Genomic DNA, 14785 nt, shown 5'->3' with positions numbered 1-14785 from the left:
ACCAGTCTCGCAAACCTCGCGACCACGTCTCGAACGGGTTACGTGACGCGTCGGGTTCGGCGTCGTTGCCCGTTGCGAGGATCCGGCCGCCGGTTTCGAGGGGCGGTGACCCGGGCGACGCAAACGGACGCTCCGGGTGACGCGGGATTTCGCCCGCACGAGTAACGTATGGAGTGGATATGGGCGTTTTTGCACGGCTTCTTGGGAAGTCGAAGGCGACGAAGGGATCCTCCGCCGCCGAGGCGCGGACCGGCGCGGAACCGGCCGCGGCCGAGGCGGAGGACGCGGCGGAGGACTTGGCGAAGGTGACGGCCGAGGACGCGGCGAAGGGATCGTCGGAGGCAGAGGGACCGGCGGGAGACCGCGACGAGAGTGCGGCGGCGACCGCGGCCGACGCCGCCAAGGGTGTCGCCGCGGAGAGCGCCGACATTCCCAAGCAGCAGTCGGCCGAGAAGGCCGCCGACAACGACGCCGGTGAGGGCGTCCGTAATAGCTGACCCGCGAGGGAAGGTGGACCATGCATCTCTTGGACACCCTGAAGGCCAAGCTCGCCCCGGCCAAGGAGAAGGTGTCGGACCTCGCGCACCATCACGAGGACAAGATCGACAAACTTGAGCACGGTCTCGACAAGGTCGCGAAGGCCGTCGACGAGAAGACCAAGGGCAAGTACAGCGAAAAGATCCATGCGGGCACCGACAAGGCCAAGGGCGCCATGGACCGCTTCGTGCAGAAGAGCGGCACCGAGCCGGGTGAGGGCACGGCTACACCGCCCGAGGCGCCGCCACCGGCGTCCTGAGCGGTCGGGGCGGTGGCCCGGCGGGTGGATCGGCGGACGGCCGAGGAGCGTGGGGGCTCCCGGCCGTCCGCCGTTTCCGGGTCGTGTTCAGGACCAGGCGGCGACCAGGTACCCCACCCCATAGGGCGCGTCCTCGTAGAGCAGCGCGCCGGTGAGGTTCGCGCCCTCGGCCGCGCCCGCGAGGATCTGCCAGGGGGCTCGGCCGGAGACCTTCAGCTCGTACGCCAGCTCGTCGTCCAGGGCCTTCAGTGCCGCCACGTCCGCCGCGCCCAGCGCACGCGCGACCTGCGCGTCGAAGGGTGCCGCCCGCTCGTCGAGGTAGCCCGGTGCCTTCAGTGTGCGGCAGGCACTGGCGTCGCCCATCACCAGCAGTGCCACCCGATCGGCCCGCGCTCCGATGTCCCTTCCGACCGCCGTGCACCGCTCGGGCGTGAGCGATTCCTCCACACCGAGTCCCTCGATCGGGGCGTCCGCCCAGCCGGTCCGCTCCAGCAGCCATGCGGCGACGGCGAGCGACGGCGGCAGCTCCCGCTCGGACTCCGGGGCCCGCCCCGGGCCGAGCCGTACGTCGAGGTCGACGCCGAAACCGCGGAAGGAACCCCGGGCGCCCTGGGGATGGGGCCCGCTTCCGCTCTCCCCCGCGGGCCCGACCACCACCAGCCGGTCGGGACGGGCGGCGGCGAGCACCCCGAGCGCGTCCGTGCACGCGGCGCGTGCGGCGTCCAGCTCGGCTGCGGCACCCGAGGCGACCTGGGGCACGAGGAGCGGCGGACAGGGGCAGACTGCTGCGGCGACAAGCATGATCGGCAGGGTAACGCCGTACGGCGGCCCTGACGTCACTCCTCGTCGAGCACGGCGGCCGGATCGAGGCCGGATCGATCAGCGTCAGTCGCAGCCGCACCCGCTCGTCGCCACCGGCAGCGGCGCCGGGGCGCCGATCTGCGGCAGGCCGAGCATCACGCCGGCCGGCTTCGCCGCCTCCGCCGCGTTGCGCTTCGCCCAGGCGTCACCCGCGCGCGTGGGGCGCACGCCGAGAACGGCGCCCTCGGCGAGGAGGTGGTGCGGGGCGGCGTAGGTGACCTCGACGGTGACCACGTCGCCGGGGCGTACCTCCGGCTCCGGCTTGGTGAAGTGGACCAGGCGGTTGTCGGGGGCGCGGCCGGACAGGCGGTGCGTGGCGCCGTCCTTGCGGCCCTCGCCCTCGGCGACCATCAACTCCAGGGTGCGGCCGACCTGCTTCTTGTTCTCCTCCCAGGAGATCTCCTCCTGGAGGGCGACGAGACGCTCGTAGCGCGCCTGCACGACCTCCTTGGGGATCTGGTTCTCCATGGTGGCGGCCGGGGTGCCGGGCCGCTTGGAGTACTGGAAGGTGAAGGCCTGCGCGAAACGCGCCTCGCGGACGACGTGGAGGGTCTGCTCGAAGTCCTCCTCGGTCTCGCCCGGGAAGCCCACGATGATGTCCGTGGTGATCGCGGCGTGCGGGATGGCGGCGCGGACCTTCTCGATGATCCCGAGGTAGCGCTCCTGCCGGTACGAGCGGCGCATCGCCTTCAGGACGGTGTCCGAGCCGGACTGGAGCGGCATGTGGAGCTGCGGCATCACGTTCGGCGTCTCGGCCATGGCCGCGATCACGTCGTCGGTGAAGTCGCGCGGGTGCGGGGACGTGAAGCGGACGCGCTCCAGGCCCTCGACGGAGCCGCAGGCGCGCAGCAGCTTGCTGAAGGCCTCGCGGTCACCGATGTCGGAGCCGTACGCGTTGACGTTCTGCCCGAGCAGCGTGATCTCGGAGACACCCTCGCCGACCAGCGCCTCTACCTCGGCCAGGATGTCGCCGGGGCGGCGGTCCTTCTCCTTGCCGCGCAGGGCCGGGACGATGCAGAAGGTGCAGGTGTTGTTGCAGCCGACGGAGATCGAGACCCAGGCCGCGTACGCGCTCTCGCGCCGCGTCGGCAGCGTGGAGGGGAACGCCTCCAGGGACTCGGCGATCTCGACCTGCGCCTCCTCCTGGACGCGGGCGCGCTCCAGCAGGACCGGCAGCTTGCCGATGTTGTGCGTGCCGAAGACGACGTCCACCCAGGGCGCCCTGTTCACGATGGTGTCGCGGTCCTTCTGCGCCAGACAGCCACCGACCGCGATCTGCATCCCGGGCCGGGCCGCCTTCTTCGGCGCGAGGCGACCGAGGTTGCCGTACAGCCGGTTGTCGGCGTTCTCCCGTACGGCGCAGGTGTTGAAGACGACGACGTCCGCGTCCCCGTCCGACCCCTCGGGGGCGCGTACATAACCGGCCTCTTCGAGCAGCCCGGACAATCGCTCGGAATCGTGGACGTTCATCTGGCACCCGTAGGTGCGTACTTCGTAGGTCTTCACGCCCACGGGCCGGCTCCGGTCGATGCTGCTCATGTGACAAGGGTAGGGGGTTCCCGGAGCACCCCCTCCCTGAGGGATAGAGCTGCGCAATTGCGAAATTTAGCAATTACTTAACTGATTCCGGGTGCGCTGGTCACCGTGTTCGGATCCGACGCGGTCGCACGAGAGGATGGCCGCATGTTCCTGACGAGTAGGCGGACACGATGCACCGAGGTCCGGCAGGCGGTGCCGTGCCGCCATGCCGGGGAAGGGGCGAGACCGTGAGCGCGCCGCTGTACCAACTGAAGGCCGAGTTCTTCAAGACACTCGGCCACCCGGCACGCATCCGCGTCCTGGAGCTGCTGAGCGAGCGCGAGCACGCGGTCGCCGAAATGCTGCCCGAGGTGGGCATCGAGCCCGCGCATCTGTCCCAGCAGTTGGCGGTGCTGCGGCGCGCCAACCTGGTCAGGACCCGCAAGGAGGGCGCGAACGTGTACTACTCGCTGACTAGTCCGCACGTCGCCGAGCTCCTGCGGGTGGCCCGCACCATCCTGTCCGGCGTCCTTGCCGGACAGGCCGAGCTCCTCGCCGATCTGCGGGCCGCACAGGGTGAGGAGAAGCCGTCGGCGTAGCGGCGGGGGCGTACGGAGATACAGGTGGGTGATCCGGCCTGCGCCGCGGCCTGAAATCGCCGTGGTTCAGGTCACGTTCGGATGTGGCCGGATTGTGGACGTCGCGTGCGCACGGCCATGGCATGCTCATGGCTCGTCGCCGAGTTACCGGCCAGTACGGCGCATTGCCGCTGTCCGCCGGTACCTCCTTGCCACCCCCCACCCTCAGGAATCACCTTGCGCAGACGCACGAGGCACACGCATGCCCTCATGCCCGCCTTCGCCGTGACCGCCCTCCTGTTCGCCGTCGGCTGCTCCTCTTCCTCACCGCAGGCCGAGCAGCCCGCCGCGGGTCACAGCCGGCAGACCCAGGGCCCGGACGGCACCGCCGCGACCGCCGCGGACCACTCGCTCACCGTCGCCGCCGCTCCCGCCGCCACCCCGACCGCGGCCGCGGGCCCGGACGGCTCGGGCAGGCCGGCACACAAGACCACACTCACCGTCAGCTCGTACAACAGCAAGACCCGACGGGCCGTCATCTCCCAGGGGAAGAAGCCCGGTTCCCCCTCGCCCTCGGCGTCCTCCCCCTCCCCCGGCGCCTCCGCCGGCCGGCCCGAGGCCGCCGTCGGTGACGTCATCGCCAGCGCCCCGGCACCCGGTGCGCCGCACGGTCTGCTCGCCAAGGTCACCAAGGTGATCGGCGAGACCGACAAGGGCACGGAGGTGCAGACCGAGCCCGCCGCGCTCAACGCCCTGCTCGGCGACGACACGGCGAAGGGCACCGTGCCCGTCGACCCGGCCTCCTTCGACATCGACAAGCTGCTGCCCGATGTCAAGGTCTCCTGGTCCAGGACCGGTGATGTGCACGTCGGCCCCAAGGCCGCCACGGTCCCGCTGGGCAGCCTGCGGCTCGACGTCTCCGCCGAGGTGCCCACGCCCGAGGGCGCCCCGGTCTCGGCAGCCGCCTCGGTGTCCGGCTTCGTGCAGGTCGCTCCGCAGGTCGACTTCAAGTACGGGGGCCAGGGCACCGACACCGCGCCCGGCTCCGCCTACCTGGGCGTGTCCGGCGACTGGACCTCGGGCTGGGCCGTCAAGGGCCGCGCCGCCGCCTCCGCCACACCGCTGCGCATCCCGTTCGCGAAGCTGCACGCCGACCCGGTGCTGCAGGTCGGCCCCGTCCCGGTCGTCGTCAACCTCGACCTGACCTGCTACTTCCAGATCAGCGCCGACGGCAAGGTCACCGTCGACGTACAGCAGAGCCTCAAGGGCGACTTCAAGGCCGGCGGCACCTTCGGCGCGGGCAAGGGCTGGACCCCGGTGAGCGCCTCCGACATGACGAGCACACCGGTACGGACGTCGGTGACCGCCGCCGGGAACGTGAAGACCGCGCTCGGCGCCGAGGCGTCGGTCGGTCTCTACGGCACCGTGGGCGTCACCGCCGACCTGGCACCGTACCTGCGCGGCGAGGCCTCGGGGACGGTGGAGGCCTCGTCGGACACCACCGGCGCGAAGACCACCGGCAAGTGGGGTCTGTACGGCGGCGTGGACCTGTCCGGCACCCTGCGCCTCCAGCTGTCGATCTTCGGTACCCCCATCCTCCAGCGGAGCATCCCGCTGGGCGCGCTGCACCGTGAGTGGCAGCTGGCGGGCGACTCGGTCTGAGCGACGTCAGGCGCCGCCGGGTACCCATCCCTGGCGGCGCAGGACGGCCGTCACGTCCGGCGCCGCGTAGTGCTCGCCCTTGAGGACCTTGCCGTCGACCCGGCGGGCGACCTCGCCGTCGGGGCCCAGCTTGCTCATGTTGGAGCGGTGCACCTCGGCGATCACCGCGTCCAGGTCGATGCCGTGGACCAGGGCCGTGCCATAGGCCACGTAGACGACATCGGCCAGTTCGTGCGCGAGCCGGTCCAGCGGGCCGGCCACCGCGACCTCGGCTACCTCCGCGGCCTCCTCGGCGAGCAGTTCCCCGCGGTGCGCGGCCAGCTCGGCGGGCACCTCCGTCGGTCTGCTGCGGGCGTCGAGGCCGAAGGCGACGTGAAACTCACGGACGAGGCCGGCGGGCGAGGAGTTGCTCATACGGCGACTGTAGCGGCCGCCACCGACAACCCCCCGCGGCGAGCCCGGCGCTGGTCAGGACCGCGGACGGCTGGCAGGATCGCGCGCATGTCCAAGGTCTTCCCCGGTATCGGCAGGCGCCGCGCGCTCCAGGGCGCGGCCGCCGGCTTCGTCGCGTTCGGGCTGCTGCTGTGGTGGCTGCTGCCGCTCGGCGAGGAGCCGCCGAGCGGGACGATCGTCTTCAGCACCGGCACGCCCCGAGGGGTCTACCAGGAGTACGGCGAGCGGCTGCGCACCGAACTCGACAGGGACATGCCGGGTCTGTCGGTGAAGCTGCTGAACAGCGCCGGTTCGCAGGAGAACGTGCGGCGGGTGGCGACCGGGAAGGCCGACTTCACCATCGCGGCGGCCGACGCGGTGGAGTCGTACGAGCTCCAGCACCTCAGCGGTGCCGGGCGGCTGCGCGGTGTGGCCCGGCTGTACGACGACTACGTCCAGCTCATCGTGCCGCGCGACTCGCATGTCCGGTCCATCTCCGACCTGAAGCACAAGCGGGTGGCCATAGGGCTGCCCAACTCGGGGGTGCGGCTGATCGCCGTCCGGCTGCTCAAGGCCGCGGGGATCGATCCCAAGAAGGACATCACGCCGGTGTCCGACGGCATCGACACCGGGCCCGACAGGCTGGAACAGGGGAAGATCGACGCGTTCTTCTGGTCCGGCGGGCTGCCCACGAACGGGCTGGTCCAGCTCACCAGGACGTTCGACTTCAGGTTCGTCCCGATCGACGGCGACGTGGTCGACAAGCTCCACGCCGAGGGGGACACCGCCCGCTACTACCGGGCCACCAACATGCCCGAGTCGGCGTACCCGTCCGTCCAGCAGGGGTCGACCGTGGCGACCATCGCGGTGTCCAACCTGCTGATGACCCGAACGGACATGGACCCCCGGCTGATCGAGTGGGTCACCCGAACCGTCATCAAGAGCCGCGACGACATCGGCGCGCACGTCCACTCCGCGCAACTGGTGGACCTCCGCACCGCCATCTACACGGACCCGCTCAGGCTGCACGAGGGGGCACGGCGGTACTACCGGTCGGTGAAGCCGTAACGGGGAGCGTGCGCGCCCCCGCCCTACGCCACCGTCTCGCTCCTCGGCACCCGCACCGTCACGCTCAGGCCGTGCGGCGCATGGTGCTCGTACTCGATGGAGCCGCCGCCCGCCGCGAGGAGGGCGCGGGTGATGGAGAGGCCGAGGCCGGATCCCTTGACGTTCTGGTGGCGGCCGCTGCGCCAGAAGCGGTCGCCGACGCGGGCGAGTTCCTCCTCGGTGAGGCCGGGGCCGGTGTCGGTGACCACGACCGTCGAGGACTCGCCGTTGGAGGCGACGGTCACCGTGACGGTGCCGTCCTGCGGTGTGAACTTCACGGCGTTGTCGATCACCGCGTCCAGCGCGCTGGACAGCGTGATCGGGTCGGCCCAGCCGGTGGTCGGCGGGCAGTCGCCGGTCAGCCGGACCCCCTTGGCCTCGGCCGTCGGCGTCCACGCGGCCAGCCGCTCGGCGGCCAGCTGTCCGACGTCCGTCAGGCGCAGGTCGGCCTCGGCGTGCTCGGCCAGCGCGAGGTCGAGCAGGTCGTCCAGGACCTGCGCGAGCCGCTTGCCCTCGGTACGGACCGAGGCGATCTCCTCGTTGCCCTCGGGCAGTTCGAGGGCGAGCAGTTCGATGCGCAGCAGCAGCGCAGAGAGCGGGTTGCGCAGCTGGTGCGAGGCGTCGGCGACGAAGGCGCGCTGCTGCTCCAGCACGTCCTCGACGTTGTCCGCCATCTCGTTGAACGACCGGGCGAGCCTGCGGAGTTCCGGCGGCCCGCCGGCCACCGCGACCCGGGACTTCAGCCGCCCGGTGGCGATGTCATGGGTGGTGGCGTCGAGCACGCGTACCGGCTTGAGCACCCAGCCGGTCAGCCGTAGCGCGGCGCCCACGGCCAGCAGCATCGCGGCGATCTCACCGGCCCCGATCAGCAGCCAGCCGCGCAGCGTCCGCGACAGCATGGGCCCCGTGGGCGAGTCGGTGAGCACGACCGCGACGACGTCCCCGTCCCGGATCACCGGCGAGGCGACGATGAGGCGGCTGCGCTGCCAGGGCCACACCTGTTCGGGGTCATGGCTGCGCCGGCTGAGCAGCGCCTCGTCGAAGGCGTCCCGCGCCTCCCCGCTCTGGGGCAGGATCCAGTCGTCGGGGGCGTTGGCCATCGCCGCACCGTTGCGGTAGAAGACGCCCGCGCGAATGCCGTAGACCCCGTAGTAGCTGGCGAGTTCGCGGCGCAGCGTCTCCTTGCGGTCGTCCTCGGTCGTGCGCGGGGACCCGGTGCCGTCGGTGACGAACTGGGCGAGCGCCGCGAAGCGCGCCGTGTCGTCGATCCGGTCGACGACCACCGTCTGCTGCTGGGCCGCGGCCACGCTGACGGCGAGCGGGAGGCCCAGTGCGAGCAGCACGGCCGCCATCAGGACGATGAGCAGCGGCAGGAGACGTGTGCGCACCCGTCCCCGCTACGCGGCCGGGGCGACGAGTCGGTAGCCGACGCCGCGTACGGTCTCGATCAGCGCGGGCATGCGCAGCTTGGCGCGCAGGGAGGCGACATGCACCTCAAGGGTGCGTCCCGTTCCCTCCCAGCTGGTGCGCCACACCTCGCTGATGATCTGCTCCCGCCGGAAGACGACGCCGGGGCGCTGGGCGAGCAGCGCGAGAAGGTCGAACTCCTTGCGGGTCAGTTGGACGACCGAACCGTTGACACTGACCTGGCGCGTGGGCAGCTCGATGCACACGGACCCCAGGCGCAGCGCGTCCTCGGTGCCCGGCACGGCGTCCTCGTGGGCGGTGCGCCGGCTGACGGCGTGGATCCGGGCGAGCAGTTCCCCGGTGTCGTACGGCTTCACCACGTAGTCGTCGGCGCCGAGGTTGAGGCCGTGGATGCGGGAGCGCACGTCGGAGCGGGCGGTGACCATGATCACCGGGGTGCTGGTGCGCTTGCGGATCTTGCCGCAGACCTCGTATCCGTCCTGGTCGGGCAGGCCGAGGTCGAGCAGGACCACGCCGAATCCGGGGCCCTCGGGAACGAGCGCCTGAAGCGCCTCCTCGCCACTTCGGGCATGGGTCACATGGAACCCGTGTCGCGCGAGGACCGCGGAAAGCGCCGCGGCAACGTGATTGTCGTCCTCGACGAGCAGCAGTCTCATCCCGGCCCCCTCCGGTTCAGTGGTCGTACGGTTCTGGTTCGTTCTCGGCTTGTACAAAACGCGCACACGCGCGCGTGCACCAAGGCAGTCACGCCGATGGATGATGATGACGTCAAGACGGTTCCGGTTCCATGCGGGTTCCGTTACCCGGCCGATACGTGCCCCGGCCGCAGCTGCTACGACACGTGTCCGATTGCTATCGGATCGTGATGCTCAGATTCCCCTCAGATGTAATGACGCTGGTCATTCGGGGTTACTACATTCCTCCGAAACCGAGGAGGACGGAGCCCGAAAGCGATGACCGAAGTATCGGTGGCCAAGCAGGACATGGCCGCGACCGGCGACTTGGTCGTCCTGGAGAGCGTCAACAAGCACTTCGGCGCGTTGCATGTACTCCAGGACATCGATCTCACGATCGCCCGCGGTGAGGTCGTGGTGGTCATTGGGCCCTCCGGGTCCGGGAAGTCCACCCTGTGCCGCACCATCAACCGCCTGGAGACCATTGACTCGGGCACCATCACGATCGACGGAAAGCCGCTGCCCCAGGAGGGCAAGGAGCTGGCCCGGCTGCGGGCGGACGTCGGGATGGTCTTCCAGTCGTTCAACCTCTTCGCGCACAAGACCGTGCTCGAGAACGTGATGCTGGGCCAGATCAAGGTCCGCAAGACCGACAAGAAGCAGGCCCAGGACAAGGCCCGCGCCCTGCTCGACCGGGTCGGCGTGGGCACCCAGGCCGACAAGTACCCGGCACAGCTCTCCGGCGGCCAGCAGCAGCGCGTCGCCATCGCGCGCGCTCTGGCCATGGGCCCGAAGGTCATGCTCTTCGACGAGCCGACCTCGGCCCTGGACCCCGAGATGATCAACGAGGTCCTCGAGGTCATGCAGCAACTCGCCCGCGACGGGATGACGATGATCGTCGTCACCCATGAGATGGGATTCGCACGATCGGCTGCAAACCGGGTGGTCTTCATGGCCGACGGCCGGATCGTCGAACAAGCTGCGCCCGACCAGTTCTTCAGCAATCCGCGCAGCGACCGGGCCAAGGACTTCCTCTCGAAGATCCTGCACCACTGACGGCGCGCGTCCGCGCCGCGGACGACCGACCTGCGTCACCCGCCTGACGGCTCCCCTGTTCACCAGACAAAGGATGTTCACGATGAAGCTCCGCAAGGTCACCGCCGCCTCGGCCGTCGTACTCGCTCTCGCCGTGTCCGCCACCGCGTGCGGCGGCGGCAAGAAGGACGACGGCGGCTCCTCCTCCAGCGGCGGCGGCAAGATCAAGATCGGTATCAAGTACGACCAGCCCGGCCTCGGCCTGAAGGAGCCGGACGGTTCCTTCTCCGGCTTCGACGTCGACGTGGCGACCTACGTGGCCGGCAAGCTCGGCTACAAGCCCAACCAGATCCAGTTCGTCGAGACCAAGAGCGCCGACCGCGAGAACGCCCTCTCCCGTGGCGACGTCAAGTTCATCGCGGCCACCTACTCGATCACCGACGAGCGCAAGCAGAAGGTCGACTTCGCCGGCCCCTACCTGCTGGCCCACCAGGACCTGCTGGTCAAGAAGGACGCGGACATCAGCAAGGCCACGGACCTCAACGGCAAGAAGCTGTGCTCCGTGACCGGCTCCACGTCGGCGCAGAACATCCACGACACGATCGCCCCGAAGGCCAACCTGAAGGAGTACAGCGGCTACTCGGAGTGCATCGCGGCTCTGCAGAGCGGCGCGGTGGACGCCGTGACCACCGACGACTCGATCCTCGCGGGCTTCGCCGCGCAGGACAAGTACAAGGGCCAGTTCAAGCTCGCCGGGCTCAAGCTCAGCAACGAGAACTACGGCGTCGGTGTGAAGAAGGGCGACGCCACGACCATGGACAAGATCAACAAGGCGCTGGAGTCGATGGTCAGCGACGGCTCCTGGCAGAAGGCGGTCGACAAGAACTTCGGCCCGGCCGACTACAAGAACGAGCAGGCGCCGAAGATCGGTCAGATCGTCAAGTAAGGCCGACCCCAGCTCCGCAGGGTTCCCCGGGCGCGCCGTCGCCCGCCGCGATCACGGCGGCGGCGCGCCATGCCCTTCCCATACGCCACACACCCGGAAGCGCGGGAGATCGTGTTCGACTTTCTTGATGGTTACGACGTCCTCGGGGCGTTCTGGATGACGGTGAAACTCACCGCCCTCTCCGCCCTGGGCTCCCTGGTCTGGGGCACCCTGCTGGCCGCGATGCGGGTCAGCCCGGTCCCGCTGATGCGCGGGTTCGGAACCGCCTATGTCAACATCGTCCGGAACATCCCCCTGACGGTCATCATCCTCTTCACGTCGCTCGGCCTCGCCGACATCTTCGGCGTGACGATGGGCGCCTCCGACTTCAAGGTCCAGGGCTTCAGGCTGGCGGTGCTCGGTCTGATCGCCTACCACGCGGCCTTCGTCTGCGAGTCGCTGCGATCCGGCATCAACACCGTGCCCCTGGGACAGGCCGAGGCGGCCCGGGCGATCGGGCTGACCTTCAGCCAGACGCTCCGGCTGATCGTGCTGCCCCAGGCCTACCGTGCGGTGATCAGCCCACTGGCCAACGTACTGATCGCACTGACCAAGAACACCACCGTGGCGGCCGCGATCGGCGTGGCCGAGGCCGCCTACCTGATGAAGTCGATGATCGAGAACGAGGCCCAGACCCTGGCCATCGGCGCCGTCTTCGCCTTCGGGTTCGTGGTTCTGACCCTTCCCACCGGCCTGTTCCTCGGCTGGCTGGCCAAGCGACTGGCGGTGAAGCGATGAGCTCCGTTCTCTACGACACCCCCGGCCCCCGGGCCAAACAGCGCAACCTCGTCTTCACGGGGCTCTTCGTCGTCCTGCTCGCCCTGCTGCTGTGGTGGGTCTGGCGGACCCTGGACGACAAGGGCCAGCTGAAGTGGGCCATGTGGCAGCCGTTCACCACATCCGAGGCGTGGACGACCTATCTGCTGCCCGGCCTCGCCGACACCCTGAAGGCCGCAGCACTCGCCATGGTCATCGCACTGCCCCTGGGTGCGTTCCTCGGCATCGCGCGCATGTCCGACCACCGGTGGGTCCGCATACCGGCCGGCGTCGTGGTCGAGTTCTTCCGCTCGATCCCGGTCCTGCTGCTGATGCTGTTCGCCAACGAGTACTACGCCCGCTACACGAACGTGACCAGCGACGACCGGCCGCTGTACGCGGTCGTCACCGGCCTGGTCCTCTACAACGCCTCCGTCCTCGCGGAGATCGTCCGGGCGGGCATCCACGCGCTCCCCAAGGGACAGACGGAGGCCGCGAAGGCGATCGGTCTGCGCAAGGGCCAGACGATGACCACCATCCTGCTCCCGCAGGCGGTCACGGCCATGCTCCCGGCCATCGTCAGCCAGCTCGTCGTCATCGTGAAGGACACCGCGCTGGGCGGCGTGATGATCGGCTACACCGAGCTGCTCAACACCCGCAGCACGATGGCCGCCGTCTACGCCAACGTCATCCAGAGCTTCGTCGTGGTGGCGATCATCTACATCGTGGTCAACTTCGTCCTCACCACCTTCGCGAGCTGGCTGGAGGGCAGGCTGCGGCGCAGCAAGCGGAGCACCGGCGCCGTACTGGGCGCGGAGGACGCGGTGGAACTCAACCCGGCCCAGGTCAGGGGGAGCTTCGGGGCCAGTGAGGGCGGCTCGATCTGATGATCGGTCAAGCCGGTTGAGCATCATGGGGGCAGTGGCATGATCGCCACTGCCCCCGTCACTTGACGCAAACCCCGCCAATGGGTTGCATACGTTCTGTGATCGTGCACCCTGCCCCAACTTCTTGTTCACACATGTCCGTCAGGGCACAGCCGCGGGCAGGGGGCGTCGCGCCGTGGACCCGGTGATCATCGTCGGTGCGGGGCCCGTCGGGCTCACGACGGCCCTGGCGCTGGCCCGTCACGAGGTGCCGTCCGTCGTCCTCGACGAGGGCCCCGGCAAGGACGAACCACGCGCCGCGCGCACGGTCGTACTGCGCGAGGAGACCGCCGCCCTGATGGAGCGGCTGACCGGCGTCCCGCTCGCCGAGCGGGGTGCGCGCTGGGCCGGATGGCGGTCTCTGCGGCGCAAGCAGGTGATGCGCGAGCTCGTCTTCGACGACACCGAACCCGCCCCGCTGCACCTGGCACAGCACGTGCTGACCCACGCCCTGCGCACCGCCCTCGCCGACGAGCCGCTGGTCAGGATCGCCCTCGACAGCCGGCTGGACACCATCGAGCAGGAGCGCTCGGGAGTCACCGCGCACACCCGTGGCCCCAAGGGCACCTGGTGGCGGGGCAGTTATCTGGTCGGCTGCGACGGCCCGCGCTCGACCGTGCGCAAACTGCAGGACATCCGCTTCCCCGGCCGTACGGCGGTGGAGCGACACGCCGTCGCCGCGCTGCGTGTGGAACTTCCATGGCCCGGTCAGGCGTTGCTCCATCGGATGCCGCCGTGGCGGACGTCCGGGCCCTCGGCCGGGGAGGTGACCGCCCGCCCCCTCCCGGACGGCGTGTGGCGCCTGGACTGGCTGCTGCCGCCGGGCAAGGACCTGGTCACGCCCGACCTCCTGGTGGCCCGTGTCCGCGAGACCCTCGCGGGCTGGACGGACGGCCCCACACCGACGTACGAACTCCTCGACACCGGAGTCCACACGGTGCACCACCGCCTCGCCCGCCGGTGGCGCGCCGGCCGGGTCTTCCTCGCCGGGGACGCGGCGCACCTGCTCGGCGCGCTGGGCACTCAGGGGCTGGACGAGGGGCTCAGGGACGCCGACAACCTCGCCTGGAAGCTGGCCGTGGCCTGGCACCATGGGCCGCACGAGGCGCTGCTCGACAGCTACCAGGCGGAGCGGCGTGCGGTGGTGGCCGCCCGGTTGCGCGCCGCCGACCAGGTACTGCCGGTGCTGCGCGGCAGTGGCGGGCTGCGCTCGTACGTCCCCGGCTCGGGCCGGGGCCAAGAGGCGCTGCTCACGGACGGTCACCTGGGGCGCGGGACGCTGGGCGCGCCGGGCTCGTACGCCGGTTCACCGCTCGCGCCCCGGCACCTGGAAGGGGAGGTCTCCGTCGACACCCCTCCCGGCACACCGGTGACCGATGTGCGGGTCACGGCGGAGGACGGCTCCTTCGTACGGCTGCGGGACCGGCTCGGGCGTGGCGCGCTGCTGGTCGTGCTGATCGCGCCGGGCACGGGTGTGTGGGACCGCAAGCACTGGGTCTCCGCGGGGCTCATGCCCCGGCTGGCCGCCGCGGTGACCGCGCTGCCGTACCCCGCGGAGCTGCTGGTCGCCGAGGAGTACCCGGGCGCGCCGGCGCACACCGTGCTGCTCGTGCGCCCCGACGGTCACCTGGTCACCGCGCTGAGCGGGGTCCGGCCGGCCGACCTGTACGCGGCGGCGGAGGCGACTCTCGGCGGGGCGGTGAAGGCGGAGAAGGAGAAGGAATCGGAGGCGCAGGCAGAGGCCGGAGCCGGGGCGGGCTCCAGCGTGCGTTGACCGTGAGTGCGGTCACCCTCCGGTCCACATAGTGACGGTCGGTTGACCGGTATGCACCGGCATGGTGTACTCCGGATCGTGACCGACACCGATGTGCGCCTGTGGCGGAGGGTCCATATGGACCTGGTCCGCTATGCGGGCTGCGTGTGTCGCACGTCCTGCTGAATTCGCATCGCTGAATTCGCCATCCCGCTTCTTCTCCTCCCGTCGCGCGTCGTCCCCGCATCGCCGCGCGTCACCTCAGCGAACGCAC

The 14785-nt window shown here is 70.2% G+C and carries 16 protein-coding genes; 11 read left to right on the top strand and 5 right to left on the bottom strand.

Translation table 11 applies throughout. The features are described from left to right. Window positions 1–179: 179 nt before the first annotated feature. Both ACFY1J_RS04360 and ACFY1J_RS04355 read left to right on the top strand, forming a co-directional pair. Complete coding sequence (locus ACFY1J_RS04360) at window positions 180–497, top strand: hypothetical protein (RefSeq protein WP_390730572.1); 318 nt, start codon at window positions 180–182, stop codon at window positions 495–497. A gap of 20 nt (window positions 498–517) precedes the next feature. After that, complete coding sequence (locus ACFY1J_RS04355; RefSeq protein WP_363299455.1) at window positions 518–796, top strand: antitoxin; 279 nt, start codon at window positions 518–520, stop codon at window positions 794–796. An 87-nt stretch (window positions 797–883) separates the two neighbouring features. On the opposite strand, the gene ACFY1J_RS04350 is transcribed toward ACFY1J_RS04355, so the two are convergent. Further along, on the bottom strand, window positions 884–1597 hold the full coding sequence (locus ACFY1J_RS04350) for a class III extradiol dioxygenase subunit B-like domain-containing protein (protein WP_390707554.1): 714 nt from the start codon (window positions 1595–1597) through the stop codon (window positions 884–886). Window positions 1598–1681: 84 nt separating this feature from the next. Beyond that, window positions 1682–3196, bottom strand: a complete 1515-nt coding sequence (gene miaB, locus ACFY1J_RS04345; protein WP_390707555.1) for a tRNA (N6-isopentenyl adenosine(37)-C2)-methylthiotransferase MiaB — start codon at window positions 3194–3196, stop codon at window positions 1682–1684. Between the two features lie 227 nt (window positions 3197–3423). Here miaB and ACFY1J_RS04340 point away from each other — a divergent pair, with 227 nt between their 5' ends. Together ACFY1J_RS04340 and ACFY1J_RS04335 are read left to right on the top strand one after the other, a co-directional pair. Continuing rightward, the gene (locus ACFY1J_RS04340; protein WP_363299458.1) at window positions 3424–3774 is read left to right on the top strand and encodes a metalloregulator ArsR/SmtB family transcription factor; all 351 of its coding nucleotides are present in this window, start codon (window positions 3424–3426) and stop codon (window positions 3772–3774) included. A 249-nt stretch (window positions 3775–4023) separates the two neighbouring features. After that, on the top strand, window positions 4024–5415 hold the full coding sequence (locus tag ACFY1J_RS04335; protein WP_390707556.1) for a hypothetical protein: 1392 nt from the start codon (window positions 4024–4026) through the stop codon (window positions 5413–5415). Window positions 5416–5421: 6 nt separating this feature from the next. Here the strand turns inward: ACFY1J_RS04335 and ACFY1J_RS04330 are convergent, their stop codons facing one another. Further along, window positions 5422–5829, bottom strand: coding sequence for a MazG nucleotide pyrophosphohydrolase domain-containing protein (locus ACFY1J_RS04330; RefSeq protein ID WP_390707557.1), 408 nt, complete (start codon window positions 5827–5829; stop codon window positions 5422–5424). 87 nt (window positions 5830–5916) lie between these two features. Here ACFY1J_RS04330 and ACFY1J_RS04325 point away from each other — a divergent pair, with 87 nt between their 5' ends. Further along, window positions 5917–6915 (top strand): TAXI family TRAP transporter solute-binding subunit, encoded by a 999-nt coding sequence (locus ACFY1J_RS04325; protein WP_390707558.1) that lies wholly within the window; start codon window positions 5917–5919, stop codon window positions 6913–6915. 23 nt (window positions 6916–6938) lie between these two features. Here the strand turns inward: ACFY1J_RS04325 and ACFY1J_RS04320 are convergent, their stop codons facing one another. Both ACFY1J_RS04320 and ACFY1J_RS04315 read right to left on the bottom strand, forming a co-directional pair. After that, window positions 6939–8342: an ATP-binding protein gene (locus ACFY1J_RS04320; RefSeq protein ID WP_390707559.1), complete on the bottom strand. Its 1404-nt coding sequence runs from the start codon at window positions 8340–8342 to the stop codon at window positions 6939–6941. A gap of 9 nt (window positions 8343–8351) precedes the next feature. Further along, a complete protein-coding gene (locus ACFY1J_RS04315) occupies window positions 8352–9038 on the bottom strand; it encodes a response regulator transcription factor (RefSeq protein WP_390730571.1) in 687 nt (228 codons plus the stop codon). A 297-nt stretch (window positions 9039–9335) separates the two neighbouring features. Here ACFY1J_RS04315 and ACFY1J_RS04310 point away from each other — a divergent pair, with 297 nt between their 5' ends. The 6 genes from ACFY1J_RS04310 (at window position 9336) to ACFY1J_RS04285 (ending at window position 14697) form a co-directional block, all read left to right on the top strand. Then, entirely contained in the window at window positions 9336–10112 is a 777-nt protein-coding gene (locus ACFY1J_RS04310; protein ID WP_390707561.1) for an amino acid ABC transporter ATP-binding protein, read from the top strand. A gap of 82 nt (window positions 10113–10194) precedes the next feature. Next, complete coding sequence (locus ACFY1J_RS04305; protein ID WP_390707562.1) at window positions 10195–11037, top strand: glutamate ABC transporter substrate-binding protein; 843 nt, start codon at window positions 10195–10197, stop codon at window positions 11035–11037. Between the two features lie 111 nt (window positions 11038–11148). After that, window positions 11149–11814 (top strand): amino acid ABC transporter permease, encoded by a 666-nt coding sequence (locus ACFY1J_RS04300; protein ID WP_390707610.1) that lies wholly within the window; start codon window positions 11149–11151, stop codon window positions 11812–11814. After that, complete coding sequence (locus ACFY1J_RS04295; RefSeq protein ID WP_390707563.1) at window positions 11811–12719, top strand: amino acid ABC transporter permease; 909 nt, start codon at window positions 11811–11813, stop codon at window positions 12717–12719. The genes ACFY1J_RS04300 and ACFY1J_RS04295 overlap by 4 nt, the downstream gene beginning before the upstream one ends. A 175-nt stretch (window positions 12720–12894) precedes the next feature. Beyond that, window positions 12895–14532: an FAD-dependent monooxygenase gene (locus ACFY1J_RS04290; protein WP_390707564.1), complete on the top strand. Its 1638-nt coding sequence runs from the start codon at window positions 12895–12897 to the stop codon at window positions 14530–14532. A 51-nt stretch (window positions 14533–14583) separates the two neighbouring features. Beyond that, window positions 14584–14697: a putative leader peptide gene (locus tag ACFY1J_RS04285; protein ID WP_390707565.1), complete on the top strand. Its 114-nt coding sequence runs from the start codon at window positions 14584–14586 to the stop codon at window positions 14695–14697. The last annotated feature ends 88 nt before the right edge of the window (window positions 14698–14785 follow it).

The organism is Streptomyces sp. NPDC001406, assembly GCF_042895285.1.
Classification (GTDB): domain Bacteria; phylum Actinomycetota; class Actinomycetes; order Streptomycetales; family Streptomycetaceae; genus Streptomyces.
This window is presented reverse-complemented; position numbering and strand designations above follow the sequence as displayed.

Bases quoted from the DNA above. Each gene is read 5' to 3' on its own strand.
- ACFY1J_RS04285 (WP_390707565.1), top strand. From the start codon at position 14,584: ATGCACCGGCATGGTGTACTCCGGATCGTGACCGACACCGATGTGCGC.
- ACFY1J_RS04305 (WP_390707562.1), top strand. From the start codon at position 10,195: ATGAAGCTCCGCAAGGTCACCGCCGCCTCGGCCGTCGTACTCGCTCTC.
- ACFY1J_RS04335 (WP_390707556.1), top strand. From the start codon at position 4,024: ATGCCCGCCTTCGCCGTGACCGCCCTCCTGTTCGCCGTCGGCTGCTCC.
- ACFY1J_RS04310 (WP_390707561.1), top strand. From the start codon at position 9,336: ATGACCGAAGTATCGGTGGCCAAGCAGGACATGGCCGCGACCGGCGAC.
- ACFY1J_RS04315 (WP_390730571.1), bottom strand. From the start codon at position 9,038: ATGAGACTGCTGCTCGTCGAGGACGACAATCACGTTGCCGCGGCGCTT.
- ACFY1J_RS04355 (WP_363299455.1), top strand. From the start codon at position 518: ATGCATCTCTTGGACACCCTGAAGGCCAAGCTCGCCCCGGCCAAGGAG.
- ACFY1J_RS04330 (WP_390707557.1), bottom strand. From the start codon at position 5,829: ATGAGCAACTCCTCGCCCGCCGGCCTCGTCCGTGAGTTTCACGTCGCC.
- ACFY1J_RS04325 (WP_390707558.1), top strand. From the start codon at position 5,917: ATGTCCAAGGTCTTCCCCGGTATCGGCAGGCGCCGCGCGCTCCAGGGC.
- ACFY1J_RS04360 (WP_390730572.1), top strand. From the start codon at position 180: ATGGGCGTTTTTGCACGGCTTCTTGGGAAGTCGAAGGCGACGAAGGGA.
- miaB (WP_390707555.1), bottom strand. From the start codon at position 3,196: ATGAGCAGCATCGACCGGAGCCGGCCCGTGGGCGTGAAGACCTACGAA.
- ACFY1J_RS04350 (WP_390707554.1), bottom strand. From the start codon at position 1,597: ATGCTTGTCGCCGCAGCAGTCTGCCCCTGTCCGCCGCTCCTCGTGCCC.
- ACFY1J_RS04295 (WP_390707563.1), top strand. From the start codon at position 11,811: ATGAGCTCCGTTCTCTACGACACCCCCGGCCCCCGGGCCAAACAGCGC.